Raw genomic sequence first — 20575 nt, 5'->3', positions numbered from 1 at the left:
TCGGCGCGGGACCTCCGGTGGCCACGGTGGCCGCCCCTGTCGGGCGGCGGGCCGCGGTGCGGGCTCCCAACGTCATGGGCACGCTTCCGCTCCAGCTCCGCGCGCGTCCCTTCCTCCAAGGTGCGAAACCGGCCGCCCGTGTGCGCACGCGTCTCGCTGCGCCGCTGCTCCGGCGTCCGTGACTCGCCCGCCGGCCACTGCTCCTTGCCCATAGCACCTCATCCTCGACGGCACCCCAGTGTCCCCCCGATCATTCTCGCCAGGTGCTCCCGGTTGTACGCTTCCCGCGATCCGGAAGTGGACCGTACCGCTCTCCTCCGGCCCTGCCGCATCCGCGGATTGCCACCGCCGCTCCCGTGCTGCCGTCGCTCCGTACTGGTACGACGGAGGAGAAGGCGCGCAGGTTCGCGCGGTGCCGGGAGCGGTGCCGGCCACTGGCGGGCACGGGGAGACGCCATCTCCCAAGGGTGGCAGCCTTCCTCGGCCCATCGGCTCGGCGTGCCGCGCGGGCACCCGCCGGGCTCCGGGGCCGGTGCGCAACGGCCACCCGCCGATCGGCAGGGGCTCTCGCGGCGCGGCCGGCGCCGGGTGCTAGGGTCGCGACCGCCCGATGAGGCTCCGCCGCGATACACCCGCCGGTGGTGTGCCGCCGCGTCCCGGCTCCGCAGCCGCCGGGACGGGGCCGTGTTCCCGCGGCGCCGATCGGGACGGCCCGCACCGCGCCGGTTCGCGCCGCGCGCTACCCGGCCTTTCTTCCTCGCCGCGGGCCAGCGGGCCACCCGTAGCGCTCCAGAGGAAATCCCGCACTCCGTTGGGGGCGTACCGAATATAGCGCGTACGTTCCGATAGCGGTTCACTGGCAGTCCGAGGACTGCACGATCACAAGCAAAGGGGCAGGGTCACCGTGGAACTCATTCACTCCGGAAAGGTCCGCGACGTCTACAGCGACGGGGACGACCTGATCCTCGTCGCCTCGGACCGGGTCAGCGTCTACGACGTCGTGCTCCCCACGCCAGTCCCGGACAAGGGGAAGATCCTCACCCAACTGTCGCTCTGGTGGTTCGAGCGACTCGCCGACGTGGTGCCCAACCACGTCGTCTCCGCCACTGACGTGCCGCCCGAGTGGATCGGACGCGCGATTCGCTGCCGGCGCCTGGAGATGCTCCCGGTGGAGTTCATCGCGCGCGGGTACCTGACCGGGCTCGGGCTCAAGGAGTACGAGAAGCACGGCGCCGTCGCCGGCGTGCCGTTGCCTCCAGGACTCCTGGAGGGCTCCAAGCTGCCAAAGCCGATCTTCACCCCGACCACCAAGGCCACCGAGGGCCACGATGAGTTCATGACCTTCGACGACCTCGTGGGCGAGATCGGGGGTGCGACCGCCGAACGGCTCCGGCGCGTCACGCTGGAGGTCTACGAGCGCGGTGCCGCTCTTGCCGCCGAGCGCGGGATCATCGTTGCCGACACGAAGCTGGAGTTCGGACGCGCTCCCGAGGGGACGCTCGTCCTCGCCGACGAGGTGCTGACATCGGACTCCTCGCGGTTCTGGCTCGCCGACGAATGGCAACCGGGCCGGCCGCAGCACGCTCTCGACAAGCAGGTCGTACGCGACTGGTCCAGCACCGTGACCGACTGGGACCGCACGCCCCCCGGCCCGCCGATCCCGGACGACGTGGTCGAGGCGACCCGGGCCCGCTACATCCAGCTCTACGAGCGGATCACCGGCACCACCTGGGAGTAGGGTGCCGCGCCCACGGAAAGGGGCGCCCCCAGAAGGGGCGCCCCCGGAAGCTGCGGCAATGGGGCGAAGTGAGCGCGGCGAGCGAGCCAGCTCGCCGCCGAGCAAAGGTGCACCGTGCGCTCGGCGGCAAGCTGGCGCTCCTCTCGCTTCGCGCACGGGGTGCCCCATTGCCGCAACCCCTCGTGCCGCACCCCGCTCCGGCCCGCCCCTGCCCGCGAACGGTTATTCCGCGCGGTGCGGGTCCGCACCCGCGACGGCCTCGGCGACAAGCTGCTCCTCGGTGGCGCCCTCGCGCCAGTAGCCGGTGAAGGTCACGGCGCGGCGATCGAACCCGCGCTCGTTCACCAAATGCCGCCGCAGTGCGCGCACGGTTCCGGCCTCACCCGCGATCCAGGCGTAGGGGGCGCCGGTGGGCAGTTCGGCCGCGCGCACCGCGTCCAGCAGGCGCCCGCCCCCGAAGTGGCTGGCGTCCCCCCGGAAGAGCCAGGTCACATCGGCGTCGGCCGGGGTGGCGATGTCCTGCTGGTCCTCGGGGTGCGGAACCTCGATCCAGACCCGGGCCCGGGTGGTGGCGGGCAGCCACTCCAGGATCCCGGCGACGGCGGGCAGCGCGGTCTCGTCGGCGAGGATCAGGGTCCACTCGGTGTCCTCGGGGGGCCGGAAGTCAACGCCCGCGTTGTCCGCGACCGCCGGGCCGAGGATGGTGACGCGGTCGCCGGGGCGAGCGTTGGCCGCCCAGCGGGAGGCCGGGCCCTGGTCGCCGTGCAGGGCGAAGTCGACGTCCATCTCGTCGGGGTCGCGGCGCTGCTCGCGCACCGTGTAGGTGCGCATGATGCCGCGAACGTCGGGGTCCATAGCCCGCCACTGGGTGAACCACTGCTCCCCCGCCTCGGTGGGCACGATCGGGGTGTCCTGGTGGGGGTGCGGCAGGAACAGCTTCAGCCGCTGGTCGCGCCCGCCGGAGGTGAGCTCCGCGAGCTGCTGCCCGCCGAAGGTGACCCGCAGCATTGTGGGGCCGAGCCGTTCGGCCCGCACCACGTGCAGCTCCGCGAATCGGTACGGCGTGGCGGTGGGGGTTTCGGTTGCGGTGCTGGCCATCGTGAGCTCCTGACTCGGGGGGTTGTTCGGATCCGGGCCGTCGGCCGGGGCGGGTGGGCCCGTGCGCGCCCGGCCCGGAGGCGGCCGTGTCGTGCACAGCGGGGTCAGCGGACCTTCTTCGCTTTGTTGATCGCCTCGGCGAGGTCCTCCAGCAGCGGAGCGCAGCCCGCGTAGGAGTAGCGGGGCTCACTCACCCAGGGGACCACCTGGTCGGCCCCGACGGCGGGCAGCTCGTCCCAGGTCGGCTTGGACGCCATGTCCTCGGGCTGCAGGGCCGAGGACCGGTTGTCGACGAACAGGATGTCGGCGTCGTACTTGTCTGCGTTCTCCCAGCTCAGGCTCTCGAAGAAGCCGCCGTCGTCGAGCTTCTCGGGGACCACGAAGTCGACCCCGAGCTCCTGGAAGTAGCGCAGGTCGGCCGACATCTCCGGGTTGGAGGCGTAGAACAGGTCGGGGTCGCCCGAGCACGCCAGGACCTTGATGTCACTGGACTCGGCGGCCTCCTGGAGCGTTTCCGCGGCAGCGTCGAAGCGTTCCTTGGCCTTGGTCGCCTGCTCGGAGTCGAGGTCGGCGCCCAGTGCCTCGGCGAGCTCGGCGTGGCGTTCCAGCGGTTCGGGCAGCGAGACGTTCGCGACGTTCAGCCCGATGCTGGGGGCGATCGCCAGGATCTCCTCCGCGCTCTCCTCGGGCACGTACCAGAGGGTGTCCTCCTCGAACATGGCGGAGATCAGCACGTCGGGTTCGAGGGCCGCGTAGTCCTCAACGCTGAACTCCCCCCAGGCGTTGCCGAGGACCTCCACCGAGTCGACGTCGATCTCCCCGGCCTGTACGTCGGGCTCGCCGCCCTCGGTGGTGGTGGGGCCGAACACCCCGACGCACTCGATTCCGTAGTCGTACAGCGCAGCGGCGGTTCCAACGAAAGCGACGATGTTGCTGGGCGCACCGTCCGTCTTCACGGTCTCACCGCGGTCGTCCTCGAACGTCCAGGACCCGGCGTTCGCGCCGCCCTCGTCGGAGGAGTCGCCGCACGCAGAAACCAGGCCGGCGAGACCGAGTGTGCCGCAGGCGGTGAACAATCCGCGGCGGGAGAGTGCATAGGAACGAGCGCGCGACATGGCACCGCTTCCTTTCGTCTCGGGGGGCAGCAACCACTGGCCGATGGGTAGCTTAGCCTAACCTGTGTTAGGTTAAACTAACCAAAATCGCCCTTGGCAACCGCCCCGCCCGAACCGGAGCCCCCTTGTCTGTGAGCGACCTTCCGCGGGCCGAAGTGGACGCACCGGCAGCGCAGCCGCCCCCAGTACGCCCCTCGTACGGACGGAACGCCACACGCACCATCGGGTTGCTGTGCGCGCTGCTGGTCCTGGTGCTGGTGCTCGCCGCCAGCATCGCCATCGGCGCCAGGCAACTGACGCTGATCGAGGTGTGGAACGGACTCGTCGACAGCGGATCGGCCGACTACTCGGTGGTGCACGAGATGCGGCTGCCCCGCACCCTCCTCGGGGCGGTGGCCGGCGCGGCGCTCGGGCTCGCCGGCGGGGTGATGCAGGCGCTGACCCGCAACCCCCTGGGCGACCCGGGAATCCTGGGCATCAACGCCGGCGCGTCCGCGGCCGTGGTCTCCGCGATCGCCTTCCTGGGTGTCTCCACGTTCCCCGGCTACGTGTGGTTCGCCTTCGCCGGCGCGGCTGTGCTCTCGGTACTCGTCTACATCGTCGGCGGAGGGCGCGGCGCCACACCCGCACGGCTGGCACTCGCGGGAACGGCGCTCAACGCCGCCCTCTACTCCTACCTGAACGCGGTGCAGTTGCTCGACACCGCGTCGTTGGACCGGATGCGGTTCTGGACCGTCGGCTCGCTGGCCAGCTCTGAGATGGGCACCGTCGCCCAGTTGGCGCCGTTCGTGGCCATCGGAACGCTGCTGGCGCTCGCGCTCGGCCGGCCGCTGAACGCGCTCGGGCTCGGAGACGACGCGGCGCGGGCGATCGGGGTGAACCCCGCCTGGGCCCGCGCTCTCGGCATGCTGGCGGTGGCCCTGCTGTGCGGAGCGGCCACGGCGGCGTGCGGGCCGATCGTTTTCGTCGGCCTGGCGGTGCCGCACCTGGTGCGCGCCGTGACAGGGCCGGACCTGCGCTGGGCACTCCCCTACTGCGCGGTACTGGCACCGGTGTTGTTCCTCGGCGCGGACATCCTGGGCCGGCTGCTCGCCCGGCCGGGCGAGATCCAGGTCGGGGTCATGACCGCGATCCTGGTGGGACCGTTCTTTGTGTACCTGGTGCGGCGGCGAAGGGTGGCACGGGCGTGAGCCAACCGAACATCAACGTCGTGCGTGTCGGGGAGTGGTCCGCGCGTTTCCGGCCGCGGGCACTGGCCGTCGTGGCGGGGTGCTCGCTGGTCGCCGTGGCCCTGGGGGTGCTCGCCATCGGCGCCGGCGCCTACCCGATGAGCCCGTCCGAGGTCGTGCGCGCCCTCGGCGGGGCCGGCTCCGCGGCCGACCTGGTCATCGTGCACGACGTCCGGCTGCCCAGAGTCGCCACTGCCCTGCTGGTGGGGAGCGCGTTGGCCCTCTCGGGGGCGGTGTTCCAGACCCTGACACGCAACCCCTTGGGCAGCCCGGACATCCTCGGATTCACGCAGGGGGCGACCACCGGGGCAATGACGGTGATCGTGGTCATCGGGGCCGGAACGGCCGCGTTGTCCGTCGGCGCGGTGGTCGGTGGCGTGCTGACCGGGGTGCTGATGTACGCGCTGCTGTGGCCCCGCGGGCTGCACGGCTACCGGCTCGTCCTGCTGGGGATCGGCGTCGCGGCGATCCTCACCGGCGTCAACGGTTACCTGCTGACACGGGCCGAGATCGTGGACGCGGCACGGGCCGTGCTGTGGCTGACCGGCAGCCTGGCCGGCCGCGGCTGGGACGACGCGGTGCCACTGCTCGTGGCGATGGTCGTGCTGGTTCCGGTGGTGCTCGGCTGCGAGCGCGCGCTGCGCATGATGGAGATGGGCGACGACGCCGCGCTCTCGCTCGGGGTACGCGTCGAGCGGGTGCGGCTGGCGCTGCTCACCTCGGCGGTGCTGCTCGCCTCGTTCGCGGCGGCCGCCGCGGGGCCGGTACTGTTCGTCGCGCTCACGGCACCGCACCTGGCACGCCGGTTGACCCGGGCACCGGGCCCGAACCTGGTGGCAACGCTGTGCATGGGGGCGGCGCTGCTGGTGACCGCCGACTGGCTCGCGCAGCGCGCCTTCCCCGGGCGCGAGCTGCCGGTCGGCGTGGTCACCGGGCTGCTGGGCGGCGGTTACCTGGTGTGGCTACTCATAGCGGAGCGCCGGGCGGGACGGATCTGAGCCGGTGACCGGCGGCGCGGCCGGGGCTCCCCGGAACACCGCCCCACCGTGGCCCAGCCGGTGTTCGACATGGGAGCCGGCGCCGCCAAGCTGGCCGACCAGGCCATCGACACCCCCGGGGGGCCGACACCGGGCACGTCCGGCACGGGACCCGGCGCGTGGTCCGCCAGCCGACAGCGCCCCCGCGCGCCAGCCGCACCCCGCGCGCGTGAAACCGCTACATGAGCCCGCGCGCACGGGGGTAGGGGCCCAACCAGGGCCGCGCGAACCCGACTCCACGAAGGGCTGGGATGGAGATGCGAGCCACGCTGGGGCTGGGACGCTGGTTCGGTATCCCGGTGGGCGCGAACATCGGCGTCCTGGTGATTATCCTGCTCATCGGGTCGGGCCTGGCGTTCGGGGTGCTGCCCTCGCGGTTCCCCGAGTGGTCGACCGCCAGCTACCTGCTGGTCGGCCTGGCCGCCGGGCTGCTGCTGGTGCTGTCGATCGTGCTGCACGAGCTCGCGCACGCCGTGGTCGCGCGGGCCAAGGGAGTCCGGATCGACGGGATCACACTCTGGCTGCTCGGCGGGGTCGCCCAGATGCGCGACGAGCCGTCGTCGCCCCGCGACGAGCTGCAGATCTCCGGCGTTGGCCCGCTCGCCAGCCTCGCGCTCGGTGTCCTCTTCGGCCTGCTCGCCGTCTTTTTCGGGTTCACCGGCCCGGCGGGCGTACCGGTCGCCGCCACGTTCGGGTTCGTGGCGTGGGCGAACGTTCTGCTCGCCGTCTTCAACCTGCTGCCCGCCGCGCCGCTGGACGGCGGCCGGGTGCTGCGCGCGGCGCTGTGGTGGCGCACCGGCGACCGGAACCGGGCGGCCACCATCGCTGCCCGGGCCGGACGCGGCCTCGGGTTGGTACTGATCGGGCTCGGGGTGGCCCAGGTACTCTTCCTCTCCGGTATCGGCGGGCTCTGGCTGGCGCTCATCGGCCTCTTCATGGTGCACGCGGCCGCCGCCGAGGGAAGCCAGGCGCGGCTGACAACCCGGCTCCACGGGGTACCGGTGCGCCAGGTGATGTCGACCGCGCTGGTAACCGCGCCGCCGCGGGCCACGGTCGCGGAGTTCATCGACCACGTGGTGCTCCACCGGCCGTTCTCCACCTACCCGCTGGTCGACGAGCACGGCCGGCTGACCGGCCTGGTGACGCTGAACCGGATCCGAGCCGTCTCCACGGAGCGGCGCGCGGACACCCTGCTGGAACAGATCGCCTGCGCCCCGGAGGAGGTGCCCACCGCGCACGCCGACGAGGCCGTCACCGAGCTGCTCCCGCGGATGCACGGGTGCGGCGACGGCCGGGCGGTCGTGCTCGACGAAGCCGGCCGGGTGGTCGCGGTGGTCTCGCCGGGCGACATCGCTCGCCTGGCCTCGGCCGCGGACCTGCGCTCCTGGGACCCCTACCCGCCGCGGGGCGCGGACCTCAACCGGGACACGTAACCGCACCTCTTGACACGCGTGGGGACCGGTATCGCGCTCACCCGCCGAGTGGCGACGGGGCCGCGTGCTCGACGCAGCGTTGCACCCCTTCCCGTGTGGCGCCAAGGACCTCCGATACCTGCCACGAGGCGCGCTTGACGTCGATGGACAGCGCCTCAAGGCGGGATCGGGGCATGCGCACCTCGGGCCCACTGATGCTCATGCATCCCACGACCCGGGAACCGCCGCCGAATACCGGAGCGGCGACCGTGTGGATACCGGGCGTGCGCTCGCAGAACGACATCGCGAATCCGTCGGCGCGCACGCGTTCGAGCTGGACGCGCAGCTCCTGCGGATCGGTGATTGTCGACGGCGTCGCCGGCTCTATTGGTTTCGCCAGTACCTCGTCACTCACGGCCCGCGGCACGAACGCCAGGATCGCCTTGCCCGGCGCCCCGTGGGGCAGTGGGATCGGCAGGCCCAGCTCGGTGTAGGTGCGGCGCAGGGCGTGGTGGCTCTCGGCCTGGTCGATGACGGCGCGCTGGTTCGTGGACAGCAGCTCGTGTAGGCCCACGGTCTCGTCCGTACGGTCCCGGAGCGCGCGCATGGTCTCGACCGCGGCGTCGCGCAGGGACGCGGGAAGCGCCCCGCTCCCGGCCAGTTGCACGAGGAGCGGTCCCAGCACGTAGCGCCGTTCGGCCGTCTGCCGTACCAGACCGTTGTGCTGCAGGGACGCCAGCAGTCGGTGCGCGGTACTGGTCGACAGGTCCGTGGCGCGCGCGATGTCGCTGATACCGAGCTCCGGGGCGCGCGATCCGAAGCACCGCAGGATCAGGACCGCCCGGTCGATCGACTGGACACCCGACCCGCCCTCGCGCCCGCTCTGCCTCGGCGGTTGTTCCGAATTCTTGGTCAATCTCACTCCACCCCATTGACGTATCCGCACGTTAATACATATCTTCCTGCTATACAAGATGCTATCCCATATTACGGGAAAGATCGGTGCACATGAAACCACTCAAGGGATTCCGGGTCCTGGACTTGACGCGGTTCCTTTCCGGCCCCTACTGCACGATGGTGCTTGCCGAACTGGGAGCCGACGTCATCAAGGTGGAGCCACCCGAGTCAGGCGACGACTCCCGCCGCCTGGGTCCGAAGGTGAACGGTGAGAGCTACCCCTTCGGGATGCCCAACCGCAGCAAGCGCAGCGTCGCACTGAACCTCAAGGAGGAGGAGGGCCTGCGCGCCTTCCTGCGCATGGCCGAACAGGCCGACCTGGTGATCGAGAACTTCCGGCCGGGCGTCGTGGACCGGCTGGGGATCTCCTACGACGATGTCCGCCGCGTCCGGCCCGACATCCTCTACTGCTCGATCAGCGGGTTCGGCCAGACCGGGCCGTACCGCGACCGGCCGGGCTTCGACATCATGGCCCAGGGCGCGAGCGGGTTCATGCGGATGACCGGGCACCCCGGTGGCCGCCCGACGAAGGTCGGAATCGCGGTCAACGACATCGCCGCCGGATCCACCGCGATCTACTCGATCCTCGCCGCCGAAATGGCCCGCCGTACCAGCGGGGAGGGCGAGTACATCGACATCTCGCTGCTCGAAGCGGGGCTGGCCTGGACCGTCTGGGAATCGGGCGCCTACTTCGGTAGCGGCGAGGTCCCCGCCGCGACCGGGACCCGGCACCGCCGGAGCACCCCTTACCAGGCCTACGCGACGTCCGATGGCTACGTCACCATCGGGGCGAACAACGACCGGCTGTGGACCCGCCTGGTGCAACACGTACTGGGCCGGCCCGAATGGCTGGAGGACGAGCGGTTCAGCACCCTGCAGGCCCGGATGGACCACATCGACGAACTGCAGGAGGAGATCGAGGCCATCACCACGACCAACGCGACCAGCGAGTGGATCAAGCTGCTGGACGAGGCGGGCGTGCCGGGCGGGCCCGTCCTGACCTATGACGAGACGCTCCAAGACCCGCACGTGCAGGCGCGGGAGATGATCTCGGAGATCGACCATCCGGTTATCGGTCCCATGCAGACGATCGCCCCGCCGACCAAGTTCCAGAACATCGATTTCGCCGTCGAGGGCCCCGCCCCCCTGCTGGGCCAGCACACGCGCACAGTGCTGCGGGAGACCGGGCTCGACACGGAGGAGATCGACGCGCTGTACGCCTCCGGTGTCGCCTACGAGGCGCACCCCGACCTGGCTCAAGGGGAGAGCAATGCCTGACGAACTGCTCATCGACCGCGAGGGCGCCGTCGCGACCCTGACCATCAACCGGCCGGACAGCCGCAACGCCATCAGCCTGGGCATGTACCAGGAGCTCCCCAAACTGGTGCAGTCGGTCGACAACGACCCCAACGTCAAGGTCCTGGTCGTGCGCGGAGCCGGCACCAAGGCGTTCGCGGCCGGCGCCGACATCCACGAGTTCGAGGAGGTGCGCGGCAACGCGGAAAGCGCGCGCAACTACAACGAGCACGTCGCGGCGGCCGAGCACGCGCTGGAGCGCATGACCAAGCCCAGTATCGCGATGGTGCACGGCTTCTGCATCGGCGGCGGGTGCGGCCTGGCGCTCGCGTGCGACCTCCGGTTCTCTGACCACAACGGGCGGTTCGGCATCACCCCGGCCAAGCTCGGCCTGGTCTACAGCCTGGAATCCACCAAGCGCCTGGTGGACCTGGTGGGCCCCGCCCAGGCGAAATGGATCCTGTACTCCGGCCTGCACGTCGACGCCGAACGGGCGCTGCGCATCGGCCTGGCGGACAGCCTGCACGCGCCCGAGGAGCTGGAGTCGGCCACCGCCGAGTTCGCCCAGGCCATTACCTCGCGCGCGCAGTACAGCGTGCGGGCGACCAAGGAGATCGTCCGGCGTATCAACGCCGGCCAGGCCGAGGACGACGAGGCCACTACCGAGCTGCGCAACTCGTCGTTCGACACCGACGACTACGCCGAAGGCGTCCGCGCGTTCCTGGAGAAGCGAAGCCCCGACTTCGCCTGAACCCCCCGGAGGTGGCGCCCGTGGACCGGGCCGCACTACTCGACCATGTCGACCAGGCCGCGCGGACCGCACGGCCCGAGTTCGGCTCCTTCTTCCTCGCGAAGCTACTCGATCTGGACATCTCCTACGACGAGCAGGAGCAGTCCTGCGCAGTACGGCTGCCGTACTCGCCCATGCTGCACAACCCGCAGGGCACGGTCCATGGGGGCATCCTCACCATGGTGCTGGACATCGCTATGGGCCACCTCTGCAATCGCTTCCTCTCGACCGCTGTCACTCTTGACATGAACACCCGGTTCTTTCGGCCGGTCACAGGTGACAGCCACAGCGAGGCGCGGATCCTGAAACAGGGACGCACGATCGTCCATCTGGAATCGCGCCTTCACGACGCCGAAGGGCGTCTCGCCGCTCACGCCACAGCCACGTGGCACCGTCTTACCGCCACCGGCCAGCAGAATCCGGCGGTTCCGCACGTTTCCGGTTAGCACCGGGAGTGAGGAGAAGGAAAGTGCGAAAGATCTCTGTCGCTTCTGTCATCGCGACGACCACACTGGTCCTCGCCACCAGCGCCTGCGGCGCCGGCTCGGAGAGCCAGGAGGACGCCGAGGACTACCCCAGCAAGGAGCTGGACTGGACCATCGCCTTCGGCCCCGGCGGAGGCAACGACATCATGTCCCGCACCATGGTGGAGATCCTCGAGGACGAGGAGCTGTACCCGAGCGACATCGTGGTCGAGAACCGCGAGGGGGGCAGCGGCTCGACCGGCTGGGGACACGTGCTCAGCCAGTCCGGTGACCCGTACACGATCTCCACCACCTCGGGCTCGTTCCTCACCACCCCTCTGGAGGCCGACACCGGCTGGACCTACGAGGACTTCACCGGGGTCGGGCTGTTCGCCACGGACGACGCGCTGTTCGTCACGCCCGGCGACAGTGACATCGAGAGCTGGGACGACTGGCTCGAGTTCGCCGACGAGGAAGGCACGGTCACCGTCGGCGGAATCGGCACGGTCAACATCGACTTCATCCTCCAGGCGGAACTCGCCGAGCAGGCCGGCTACGAGATCGACTACGTGCCGTTCGACGAGGAGGGCCAGATGCAGACGGCCCTGCTCTCCGGCAGCCTGGACGCCACGGTCTCCAACCCCGGCTCCATTCTCGGCCAGGTCGAGGCCGAGGAAGTGAACCCGCTGCTCTTCACCGGTCCGGAACCACTGAAGGCACTGCCCGACGTCCCGACCGCCACGGACTACGAGTACGAGAACATGGTCTCGATGCCGCGCGGCCTCATCCTGCCGCCGGACGCCCCCGACTACGCCCGCGAGTGGTGGATCGAGACCATGAAGGAGGTCGTCGAGACCGAGAAGTGGCAGCAGTACCTCGACGAGAACTACCTCGCCGAGGACGTGCGCTGGGGCGACGACTTCGACTCCTACCTTGAGGAAAACGCCACCGAACTTGAGGAGAACCTCGAGGAGCACGGAGCTATCTGATGAGCGAGACGCAATCGACGACTCCCGCCACCCAGCAGGTCGCCGACTCGCCACCGCAGGTTCCCAACCCAACGGACTCGCCCGAGGCAATCCCGGAACGGCGTAGTTACGGCCCTGTCGCCTTCTACGCCGTGATCGGGATCATCATGGGAATCTACACAATTCTGGCGTTCGACATGGAGTGGACCACACAGGCGGGACGAATCGGCCCGGGGTTCTTCCCCCGAATTATCGGATTCTGTGGTATCGCGCTGTCGCTGACCGGGGTACTCATGAGCCTCCGGCCGGCGGCGGCCGCCGCCGAGGGGGACGCCCAACCGGGCGCGAAGAAGCATCCCGCCCTGCTCGCTCTGATCGGGCTGGCGCTGGCGGGCTTCGTCACCGTCTTCATTCCCGTCGGCGCTCCCGTGACCGCGATCGCGTTCCTCCTCGTGATGTACTTCCTCATCGAGCGGAACCGAATGGCGCACAGAGCGGTCCTCAGCGTGGCATTCCCACTGTTTCTCTATGCTCTTTTCGAACTGTGGCTGGAAGCCGGACTCCCGGGTGGGATAACCGACTTTCTGTGACGGGGACCACCCCACCGACCCTTCGATTACCAGTACCCCTCGGAGTCCATTATGGACCTCTTCAGCAATTTGCTGCACGGCATAGCCAGTGTGCTTTCACCCACAACCGTCCTGCTGCTGCTTGTCGGCGTACTCGCCGGAATGGTCGTGGGCGTCATCCCCGGTCTGGGACCGTCTGCCGGTCTCGCGATCCTGCTACCGCTGACGTTCGGCCTGGATCCCGTCAACGCCATCGTCATGCTCGCCGCGGTCTACTACGGGGCGTTCTACGGCAGCACGATCACCTCGGTGCTCATCAACGCCCCGGGGGACGCCGCGAGTGTGCCAACGGCACTCGAGGGCTATCCCATGGCGTGCCGGGGCCGGGCCGCACCGGCGCTGATCCTGGGCGCGCTCGCGTCGTTCGCGGCGGGCACCGTGGCGGCCGTGCTGCTCGCCCTCACCGCGCCGGCCGCCGCGTCGGTCACGTCGAGCTTCGGACCGCCCGAACTGTTCCTGCTCGTCATGCTCGGCCTGCTCACGATGATCATTCTGGTGGGCAAGAACTGGGTGCGCGGCGCGCTGTCGGTCATCCTCGGTTTTGTGATCGGCACGGTCGGGGTCGACGTCGGCGGTGGCGAGCAGCGCTACACGTTCGGCTCCACCGAGCTGATCAACGGGATCCCGTTCATCCCGGTGGCCATCGGCCTGTTCGGGCTCGGCGAGATCCTGTGGACGCTGTACAACGGGGTGCACCAGAAGGGAAGCGCCCCGGTCGACGTCCGCGCGAAGTCGGCCTTCTGGCCGACCCGGGCCGAGTGGCGAGAGAGCGGGCCCGCCATCGCCCGCGGCGCACCGCTCGGATTCGGGATGGGGATCATCCCGGGCGCCGGTGCCACCGTCGCCTCCCTGATGTCCTACAGCGTCGAGAAGGGCATCTCGCGCAAGCCGGAGCGGTTCGGGAACACCGGCGCCCCGGCCGGCCTCGCCGGACCGGAAGCGGCGAACAACGCGGCCGCCACGGGGGCCATGGTTCCGCTGCTCACACTGGGCATCCCCGGCTCGGCGTCGACGGCGGTGCTGCTCGGCGGGTTCCTCATGTGGGGGCTGCAACCGGGCCCGCTGCTGATGGAGCAGAACCCGGAGTTCGCGTGGGGGCTCATCGGCAGCATGTTCCTGGGCAACGTGATGCTGATCGCGGTGAACATCTTCTGCATCCCGTTGTTCGCCTCCGTGACCCGGATCTCGCTGCCCACCCTCGCTCCGCTGATCATCGTGCTGTGCGCGTTCGGCGCCTTCACGGTGAACGGCAGCGTCATCGAGGTGGGCATCATGTTCGCCTGCGGGTTCATCGGCTTCTTCATGCGGCTGTACGGGCTCTCCCCCGCTGCACTGGTGATCGCGCTGGTTCTGGGACCGTCAGCGGAGCAGACGCTTCGCCAATCACTGATCATCTCCGACGGCAGCTTCGGGATCTTCGTGTCCCGGCAGCCGTCCCTGGTGCTGCTGTGCGTGGCCGCGGCGCTGCTGCTGATGCCCCTCATCGCGGTGCCGGTCAAACGGGCGGTCGGCCGCCGGATCGCCCGGCGGCAGGCGGACAGCTCCGAAAGCGCGCAACAGGACAACGCTCAGGAGGCGGAGCGCTCCTGAATCGGTGATGGGGTGCGTGGTACGGCGCCCAACGGAGGCGGCGGGGCGCATCGAGCTCATCGGCGATCGTGAGCATCCCGTTCCTTCAAGGCGCCGCGAAGGAACGGGATGCTCACGATCAACACAACAGGCGCGGAGCAGCGGCGCGCGGGGGGACCGTGATCACCCGTTGGGAGCGGCAGGGATCATGGGTGCGCACAGACCGACTGGACAAGAACGGGGAACCACAACTCGATGAGCGAATCCGTAGCTCCCCTGCCGCACGGCCTCTGGGGAGTCCTCGCCACACCGTTCCGCAACGGCGGCGCCGAGGTCGACGTCGACTCGCTGCGCGCGCAGGTGCGGCTCTACCTCGACCTGGGTGCCGCGGGCCTGGTCGCGCTCGGCGTCTTCGGTGAGGGCGCCGCGCTCGACAGCGCTGAGCAGCGCAGCGTTGCGCGGGCGGTGCGCGCCGAGGCCGGCGACACCCCGATCGTCGTGGGGCTTTCGGCCCTGACGACGGCGCCGGCGATCGAGCAGGCGCGCTCGATCCTGGCGGCGGAGGTCTCCCCCACCGCGTTCATGGTGCAGGCCAACTCCGCCGACCCGGCCACACTGCGGCGGCATTTCGACGCGGTCCACGAGGCGTCCCAGACACCGCTCGTGGTCCAGGACTACCCCGTTGCCTCGGGAGTCCGGATCACACCGGCGGCACTGCTGAGCGCGCTGCGGGAGATGCCGTACGTGGCGGCGGTCAAGTCGGAGGCCCCGCCCACCGCTGCCGTGATCGCCCAGCTCACCGCGGAGACACCGGTTTCCGTCTTCGGTGGGCTCGGCGGCGTCGGCCTGCTCGACGAGCTGGCCGCCGGTGCCGCGGGCGTCATGACCGGCTTCTCGCACCCCGAAGGGCTGCGCGCGACCCTGGACGCCTGGTACACCCACGGCGGCGACTCCGCCCGCGCGGCCTTCCAGCGGTGGCTGCCGCTGGTGAACTTCGAGGCCCAACCCGGGATCGGGCTGGCCATCCGCAAGGAGGTCCTGCACCGGCGCGGGCTGCTGCAGGACCCCGCGGTACGCCCGCCCGGCCCGCCGATGCCGGCCGCCCTGCGCCCATTGCTGACCGGCCACCTGAACGCCCTCGGCACCCAGTAGAGCAACACAGCCCAGCAAGGAGACCCATGGACACTGGCCTGAAGGGCAAGACCGCCCTCATCCCCGGATCCACCTCAGGCATCGGGCTCGCGATCGCGCGGGCGCTCGACGCCGAGGGCGCCAACGTTGTACTCAGCGGCCGGCGCGGCGACCGCGCTCGCGCGGAGGCCGACGCGCTGACCTCGGCGGCAGGCGTCGAGATCGACCTGGCCGAGGCCGGAGCGGCCGAGCGTCTCGTCGACCAGGCCACGGCGGAGTTCGGCGACATCGACATCCTGGTCCTGAACAGCGGTGGTCCGCCGCCCGGCAACGCGACCGAGTTCGACGACGAGAAGCTGCGCGCGGCCCTGGAACAGCTCCTCATCCAGCAGCGGCGCATGGTGGACCTGGTCCTGCCCCGGATGCGGGAACGGAACTGGGGGCGCATCGTCGGAGTCGGGTCCAGTGGTGTGCAGCAGCCCATTCCCGGGCTCGCCCTGTCCAACATCGCCCGCGCCGGGATCGCGGCCTACCTGAAGTCGCTGACCTCCGTGGTCGCCGCCGACGGTGTCACCGTCAACATGGTGCTGCCCGGTCGCATCGACACCGAGCGCGTGGCCCAGCTCGACAGCGCGGCGGCCCAACGGCAGGGCATCGAGGCCGCCGAGGCCCGGGCGCGTTCGGAGGCGACCATCCCGGCCGGGCGCTACGGCCGGCCCGACGAGTTCGCCGCCCTGGTGACCTTCCTCTGCGGCAACGGCGCCTCCTACGTCAACGGCGAGCAGATCCGCTGCGACGGAGGGCTCGTCGGCTCGTACTGACCAGCCACGCCGAGCTCCGGTGCGGGAACCCGCGTGGACACAAGTTGGAACACGAAGGAGGGTGCGGCGTTGAGCGCCACACTGAGCGGCATCACCGTCATCGACCTCAGCCGGGCCCTGGCGGGCCCGCACGCCGCGATGATGCTGGCGGACCAAGGCGCCCGGGTCATCAAGGTGGAGTCGCTGGGTACCGGCGACGACTCCCGTACGTGGGGGCCTCCGTTCGTCACCCCCGAGGGAGGCGGGGAGCCCGAGTCCACGTACTTCCAGTCGTGCAACCGGGGCAAGGAGTCGATCACCCTCGATCTCAAGTCCGACTCCGGCCGCGACACCCTGGCCTCGCTGATCGAGCGGGCCGACGTCCTGGTGGAGAACTTCCGGGCCGGTGTTCTGGACCGGCTGGGCTTCGACCCCGATCGGCTGTTCGCGCTCAACTCCGGGCTCGTGGTGCTCTCGATCACCGGGTTCGGACACGACGGCCCCGAGGGCGGGCGCGCCGGCTATGACCAGATCGCCCAGGGCGAGGCGGGTCTGATGTCGCTCACCGGGTCGGGCCCGGAGGACCCGCAGCGGGTGGGCGTGCCCATCGGGGACCTCCTCGCCGGGATCTACGGCGCGTTCGGTGTGGCCAGCGCGTTGCGGGAGCGCGAGCGGACCGGCCGCGGGCAGGTGGTCCGCACATCGCTGCTGGCCAGCATCGTCGGAGCGCACGCGTTCCAGGGGACGGCCTACACCGTCGCCGGGAAGGTCGGGCAGGCGGGAGGCAACCACCATCCGGCCATCGCGCCCTACGGGCTGTTCCGGTGCGCCGACGGCGCGGTGCAGATCGCCGTGGGCAGCCAGGCGCAATGGCGCGCGCTGTGCGGGATCACCGGTCGCGATCCAGACGAGCCCGGCCTGGCCAGCAACAGCGAGCGGGTCGCCAACCGGGAGCGCACCATCGAGTCGCTCGAATCGGCCTTCGCCGCGTGGAACCTCGAGGACCTGCTGCGCGAGCTGGCCGCGGTCGGAATCCCCGCGGGACGGGTACGGGGTATCGACGAGGTCTACGAGTGGCCGCAGACCCACTCACAGGGACTGCTGGTCGATGTCGAACACCCGACCTTGGGAACGACCTCGCTGCCGGGACCGCCGTTGCGGTTCTTCGCGCCCGATGGCAGCGAGACCACGAACCGCGAGTTCGCGGCACCCCCGCTGCTGGACGAGGACGGCCCGGCCATCCGGTCCTGGCTGGCGGGTGAGGACACCGGCTCCGGGGACTGACCAGTGGGCGGGCACATCCGTGCCCGCCCGCCCTCGGGCGCGCGCCACGTTTCCCGGAGGCCCGTGGCGCGTTGGAACCGGGACCGAACTTGGTAGTCGGCCCAGTGCGAACTATGGTCGACACCTATTCACCATATACCCCTTAGGGGTATATGGTGGTCGTGCGTCACCAACAAGGAGGACGAGCGATGGACCGGCACACCACCCCGAACGCCCGCGACGGCCAGGGCGCCACACACGCCCCCGGGCGGAAAAGTGGTGCGCCGCATTCAGCCCACGGCGACCAGGCAACCGGTGCTTCACACGACAGTACGGCCGAGTCCGACCACACGGGCGACGGCGGGCACGCGGGACACGGCGCCAACAGCGGTCACGACGAGCACTCCCACCACAGTCCGGCGATGTTCCGCGACCGGTTCTGGCTGTCCCTGGCCCTCTCGATCCCGGTCGTGGCCACCAGCCCCATGATCATGGAGTGGTTCGGCTACACGCTGCGCTTCCCCGGAATCTCCTGGGTCGCCCCCGTACTCGGCACGGTCATCGTCCTCTACGGCGGCTGGCCTTTCCTGGCCGGCGGGGCCGCCGAGGCGCGCGCTCGCCAGCCCGGGATGATGCTGCTGATCGGCATGGCCATTGCCGTGGCTTTCGTTGCGAGCATGGCCGCCAGTCTGGGCCTGTTCACCGTCGAGGTGTGGTGGGAACTGGCTCTGCTGATCGTGGTAATGCTGCTCGGCCACTGGATGGAGATGCGCGCAATCGGCCAGGCGCGGGGGGCGTTGCAGGCGCTCGCCGAACTGCTGCCGGACGAGGCCGAACGCGTCACCCCTGACGGCGGCACCGAGACCGTCACGATCGGCGACCTGCGGGTCGGCGACACCGTCCTGGTGCGTCCCGGTAGCCGGATTCCCGCTGACGGCACAATCGTGCACGGAGGCGCGGACGTCGACGAGTCGATGGTCACGGGCGAGTCCACCCCCGTGGCCCGCGGAGAGGGCGACCGGGTCATTGCGGCCAGCGTCGCCACCGACAGCTCCGTGCGGGTACGCGTCTCGGCCATCGGCGAGGACACCGCCCTGGCCGGGATCCAGCGGCTGGTGGCCGAGGCCCAGCAGTCCACCTCGCGTTCCCAGGTGCTGGCCGATCGGGCCGCCGCACTGCTCTTCTACGTCGCCGTGGCCGCGGCCGCCCTCACCGTGGCCGCCTGGGCGCTGCTCGGCCAGCCCGCCGCCGCGCTGACCCGCTCGGTGACCGTTCTGATCATCGCCTGCCCGCACGCGCTCGGCCTGGCGATCCCACTGGTGACCTCTATCTCGACCGCCAAGTCGGCCCGCAACGGCATCCTGGTCAAGGATCGGCTGGCGCTGGAGCGGACCCGCTCCGTCGACGCCGTCTTGTTCGACAAGACGGGAACGCTGACAAAAGGCGAGCACGCGGTCACCGGCGTCGCCGCCACCGACGGCGACCGGGACGCGCTGCTGGCGCTGGCCGCCGCCGTCGAGTCCGAGAGCGAGCACCCACTCGCCCGCGCCATCGTCGCCGCGGCCCGCGCGCACGGCGGCGAGACTCCCGCGGCCCACGACCACCGTTCGATGACCGGGCGCGGGGTCAAGGCGCGTGTTGGTGACTCCACCGTCGCCGTCGGCGGACCCGCGCTGCTGCGGGAACACGACCTGCGGGTACCGGACGCTCTCGCCGAGACGATCGACCAGTGGCGGCAACGCGGCGCCGCCGTGCTCTACGTACTGCGCGACGAGGAGATCGCGGGCGCGCTGACACTGGAGGACCAGGTGCGCGAGGAGTCCCGGGACGCCGTCGCCGCGCTGCACCACATGGGCGTCAAGGTCGCGATGATCACCGGCGACGCCCGGCAGGTCGCCGACGCGGTCGCCGCGGACCTGGGAATCGACGAGGTGTTCGCCGAGGTGTTGCCCGAGGACAAGGACACCGCGGTCACCGACCTGCGGGCGCGCGGCCACACGGTGGCCATGGTGGGCGACGGCATCAACGACGCCCCCGCTCTGGCCCGGGCCGACGTCGGTATCGCGATCGGCGCGGGCACCGACGTGGCGATCGAGTCCGCCGGAATCGTCCTGGCCTCCGATGACCCCCGCGCAGTGGTCGCGGTCAAGCGGCTCTCGGCGGCAAGCTACCGCAAGATGACACAGAACCTGTGGTGGGCCGCCGGTTACAACCTGGCCGCGATCCCGCTCGCCGCGGGCGTGCTGGCGTGGGCCGGGTTCGTACTTCCCATGGCCGTGGGCGCAGTGCTGATGAGCTTCTCCACAATCATCGTCGCCATCAACGCCCAGTTCCTGCGCCGGATCGACCTGCGTCCCCGGGCCATGCCGGAAACCTGACCAGAGCGCCCGCGCGACCGCCGGGATGCGACGATCGGCAACGAGCCCCGTTGCGCGACCGGGGCACTCCCAGCGAGGTTCGAGCACGGCCGCGCTCGACGAAACGAGGAGGCCAACCGGGTGACGTTCGCACATCCGCCCCGCACGCCCATCAAGCGCGCGATCTACCGCGCACCCATCTGGATCTATCGGATCGGCCTGGGCAGCCTGCTCGGCTCCCGCTTCGTGCTGCTCACACATATCGGGCGCAACAGTGGGCAGGCCCGGCAGGTCGTGCTGGAGGTCGTCGGCCGGCACGAGTGGGGCGGCGTACTCGTCGCCTCGGGCTACGGCGCGCGCTCCCAGTGGTTCAAGAACATCACCCGCAATCCGCGGGTGCGGTTCCAGGTTGGTCGGCGTTCCTACGAGGGGACGGCGGCCCCACTGCCACCGGCGGAGTCCGGACGCGTCCTGGCCGCGTACGCGCGGCAGCACCCGCGCACCGCCGCGTCCCTGCTGAAGGCCGTTGGCCACGACACCGAAGGCTCAGACGCCGGCTACGAGCGCGTGGGCGCCGACCGCGAGCGCGGAATCCCCATCGTCTGGCTCCGTCCCGCCAGCGCGGGCTCCCCCGACTGACCGTCGCGGACGAGGGCCGGCCAACAGCATTTCCAATGGCCGAACCCGGAAACGCCCAGGTGTCGCGATGCCTGCGGGATGTG

18 protein-coding genes are annotated in these 20575 nt (G+C 70.5%); 15 read left to right on the top strand and 3 right to left on the bottom strand.

Going from position 1 to position 20575, the window contains the following annotated elements; all coding sequences use genetic code 11:
* The first annotated feature begins 904 nt into the window (after nt 1-904).
* On the top strand, nt 905-1738 hold the full coding sequence (locus F4561_RS06150) for a phosphoribosylaminoimidazolesuccinocarboxamide synthase (RefSeq protein WP_184575627.1): 834 nt from the start codon (nt 905-907) through the stop codon (nt 1736-1738).
* A 222-nt stretch (nt 1739-1960) separates the two neighbouring features.
* On the opposite strand, the gene F4561_RS06145 is transcribed toward F4561_RS06150, so the two are convergent.
* Nucleotides 1961-2836 (bottom strand): siderophore-interacting protein, encoded by an 876-nt coding sequence (locus F4561_RS06145; RefSeq protein ID WP_184575625.1) that lies wholly within the window; start codon nt 2834-2836, stop codon nt 1961-1963.
* A gap of 104 nt (nt 2837-2940) precedes the next feature.
* Nucleotides 2941-3951 (bottom strand): ABC transporter substrate-binding protein, encoded by a 1011-nt coding sequence (locus F4561_RS06140; RefSeq protein ID WP_184575623.1) that lies wholly within the window; start codon nt 3949-3951, stop codon nt 2941-2943.
* Between the two features lie 131 nt (nt 3952-4082).
* Here F4561_RS06140 and F4561_RS06135 point away from each other — a divergent pair, with 131 nt between their 5' ends.
* The 3 genes from F4561_RS06135 (at nt 4083) to F4561_RS06125 (ending at nt 7650) form a co-directional block, all read left to right on the top strand.
* A complete protein-coding gene (locus F4561_RS06135; RefSeq protein WP_312885161.1) occupies nt 4083-5141 on the top strand; it encodes a FecCD family ABC transporter permease in 1059 nt (352 codons plus the stop codon).
* A complete protein-coding gene (locus F4561_RS06130) occupies nt 5138-6178 on the top strand; it encodes a FecCD family ABC transporter permease (RefSeq protein ID WP_312885160.1) in 1041 nt (346 codons plus the stop codon). Before F4561_RS06135 ends, F4561_RS06130 begins: the two co-directional genes overlap by 4 nt.
* Nucleotides 6179-6474: 296 nt before the next feature.
* Complete coding sequence (locus F4561_RS06125; RefSeq protein ID WP_184575619.1) at nt 6475-7650, top strand: site-2 protease family protein; 1176 nt, start codon at nt 6475-6477, stop codon at nt 7648-7650.
* A gap of 37 nt (nt 7651-7687) precedes the next feature.
* Here F4561_RS06125 and F4561_RS06120 read toward each other — a convergent pair whose 3' ends face one another.
* Entirely contained in the window at nt 7688-8545 is an 858-nt protein-coding gene (locus F4561_RS06120) for an IclR family transcriptional regulator (protein ID WP_221445381.1), read from the bottom strand.
* A 92-nt stretch (nt 8546-8637) separates the two neighbouring features.
* On the opposite strand from F4561_RS06120, the gene F4561_RS06115 reads away from it, so the two are divergent.
* From F4561_RS06115 to F4561_RS06065, 11 genes are all read left to right on the top strand, one after another.
* On the top strand, nt 8638-9864 hold the full coding sequence (locus F4561_RS06115; RefSeq protein ID WP_184575614.1) for a CaiB/BaiF CoA transferase family protein: 1227 nt from the start codon (nt 8638-8640) through the stop codon (nt 9862-9864).
* Nucleotides 9857-10633 carry an enoyl-CoA hydratase-related protein gene (locus tag F4561_RS06110; RefSeq protein WP_184575612.1) on the top strand — a complete coding sequence of 259 codons (777 nt, stop codon included), beginning with the start codon at nt 9857-9859 and terminating at the stop codon, nt 10631-10633. The genes F4561_RS06115 and F4561_RS06110 overlap by 8 nt, the downstream gene beginning before the upstream one ends.
* A gap of 20 nt (nt 10634-10653) precedes the next feature.
* Complete coding sequence (locus F4561_RS06105) at nt 10654-11118, top strand: PaaI family thioesterase (RefSeq protein ID WP_184575610.1); 465 nt, start codon at nt 10654-10656, stop codon at nt 11116-11118.
* Nucleotides 11119-11141: 23 nt separating this feature from the next.
* Nucleotides 11142-12125: a Bug family tripartite tricarboxylate transporter substrate binding protein gene (locus F4561_RS06100; RefSeq protein ID WP_184575607.1), complete on the top strand. Its 984-nt coding sequence runs from the start codon at nt 11142-11144 to the stop codon at nt 12123-12125.
* Complete coding sequence (locus tag F4561_RS06095) at nt 12125-12694, top strand: tripartite tricarboxylate transporter TctB family protein (protein WP_184575605.1); 570 nt, start codon at nt 12125-12127, stop codon at nt 12692-12694. The genes F4561_RS06100 and F4561_RS06095 overlap by 1 nt, the downstream gene beginning before the upstream one ends.
* 51 nt (nt 12695-12745) lie before the next feature.
* Nucleotides 12746-14323, top strand: a complete 1578-nt coding sequence (locus F4561_RS06090; RefSeq protein ID WP_184575603.1) for a tripartite tricarboxylate transporter permease — start codon at nt 12746-12748, stop codon at nt 14321-14323.
* 234 nt (nt 14324-14557) lie between these two features.
* A complete protein-coding gene (locus F4561_RS06085; protein ID WP_184575601.1) occupies nt 14558-15454 on the top strand; it encodes a dihydrodipicolinate synthase family protein in 897 nt (298 codons plus the stop codon).
* Between the two features lie 26 nt (nt 15455-15480).
* The gene (locus tag F4561_RS06080) at nt 15481-16254 is read left to right on the top strand and encodes an SDR family oxidoreductase (RefSeq protein ID WP_184575599.1); all 774 of its coding nucleotides are present in this window, start codon (nt 15481-15483) and stop codon (nt 16252-16254) included.
* 69 nt (nt 16255-16323) lie between these two features.
* A complete protein-coding gene (locus F4561_RS06075; RefSeq protein WP_184575597.1) occupies nt 16324-17517 on the top strand; it encodes a CaiB/BaiF CoA transferase family protein in 1194 nt (397 codons plus the stop codon).
* Nucleotides 17518-17705: 188 nt separating this feature from the next.
* Nucleotides 17706-19874, top strand: coding sequence for a heavy metal translocating P-type ATPase (locus F4561_RS06070; protein ID WP_184575595.1), 2169 nt, complete (start codon nt 17706-17708; stop codon nt 19872-19874).
* A gap of 120 nt (nt 19875-19994) precedes the next feature.
* Nucleotides 19995-20492 (top strand): nitroreductase family deazaflavin-dependent oxidoreductase, encoded by a 498-nt coding sequence (locus F4561_RS06065; protein WP_184575592.1) that lies wholly within the window; start codon nt 19995-19997, stop codon nt 20490-20492.
* The last annotated feature ends 83 nt before the right edge of the window (nt 20493-20575 follow it).

The organism is Lipingzhangella halophila (assembly GCF_014203805.1).
Taxonomy (GTDB): domain Bacteria; phylum Actinomycetota; class Actinomycetes; order Streptosporangiales; family Streptosporangiaceae; genus Lipingzhangella; species Lipingzhangella halophila.
This window is presented reverse-complemented; position numbering and strand designations above follow the sequence as displayed.

Coding starts and splice junctions, on each gene's coding strand:
- F4561_RS06145 (WP_184575625.1), bottom strand. CDS start 2,836: ATGGCCAGCACCGCAACCGAAACCCCCACCGCCACGCCGTACCGATTC.
- F4561_RS06140 (WP_184575623.1), bottom strand. CDS start 3,951: ATGTCGCGCGCTCGTTCCTATGCACTCTCCCGCCGCGGATTGTTCACC.
- F4561_RS06125 (WP_184575619.1), top strand. CDS start 6,475: ATGCGAGCCACGCTGGGGCTGGGACGCTGGTTCGGTATCCCGGTGGGC.
- F4561_RS06115 (WP_184575614.1), top strand. CDS start 8,638: ATGAAACCACTCAAGGGATTCCGGGTCCTGGACTTGACGCGGTTCCTT.
- F4561_RS06110 (WP_184575612.1), top strand. CDS start 9,857: ATGCCTGACGAACTGCTCATCGACCGCGAGGGCGCCGTCGCGACCCTG.
- F4561_RS06095 (WP_184575605.1), top strand. CDS start 12,125: ATGAGCGAGACGCAATCGACGACTCCCGCCACCCAGCAGGTCGCCGAC.
- F4561_RS06090 (WP_184575603.1), top strand. CDS start 12,746: ATGGACCTCTTCAGCAATTTGCTGCACGGCATAGCCAGTGTGCTTTCA.
- F4561_RS06085 (WP_184575601.1), top strand. CDS start 14,558: ATGAGCGAATCCGTAGCTCCCCTGCCGCACGGCCTCTGGGGAGTCCTC.
- F4561_RS06080 (WP_184575599.1), top strand. CDS start 15,481: ATGGACACTGGCCTGAAGGGCAAGACCGCCCTCATCCCCGGATCCACC.
- F4561_RS06070 (WP_184575595.1), top strand. CDS start 17,706: ATGGACCGGCACACCACCCCGAACGCCCGCGACGGCCAGGGCGCCACA.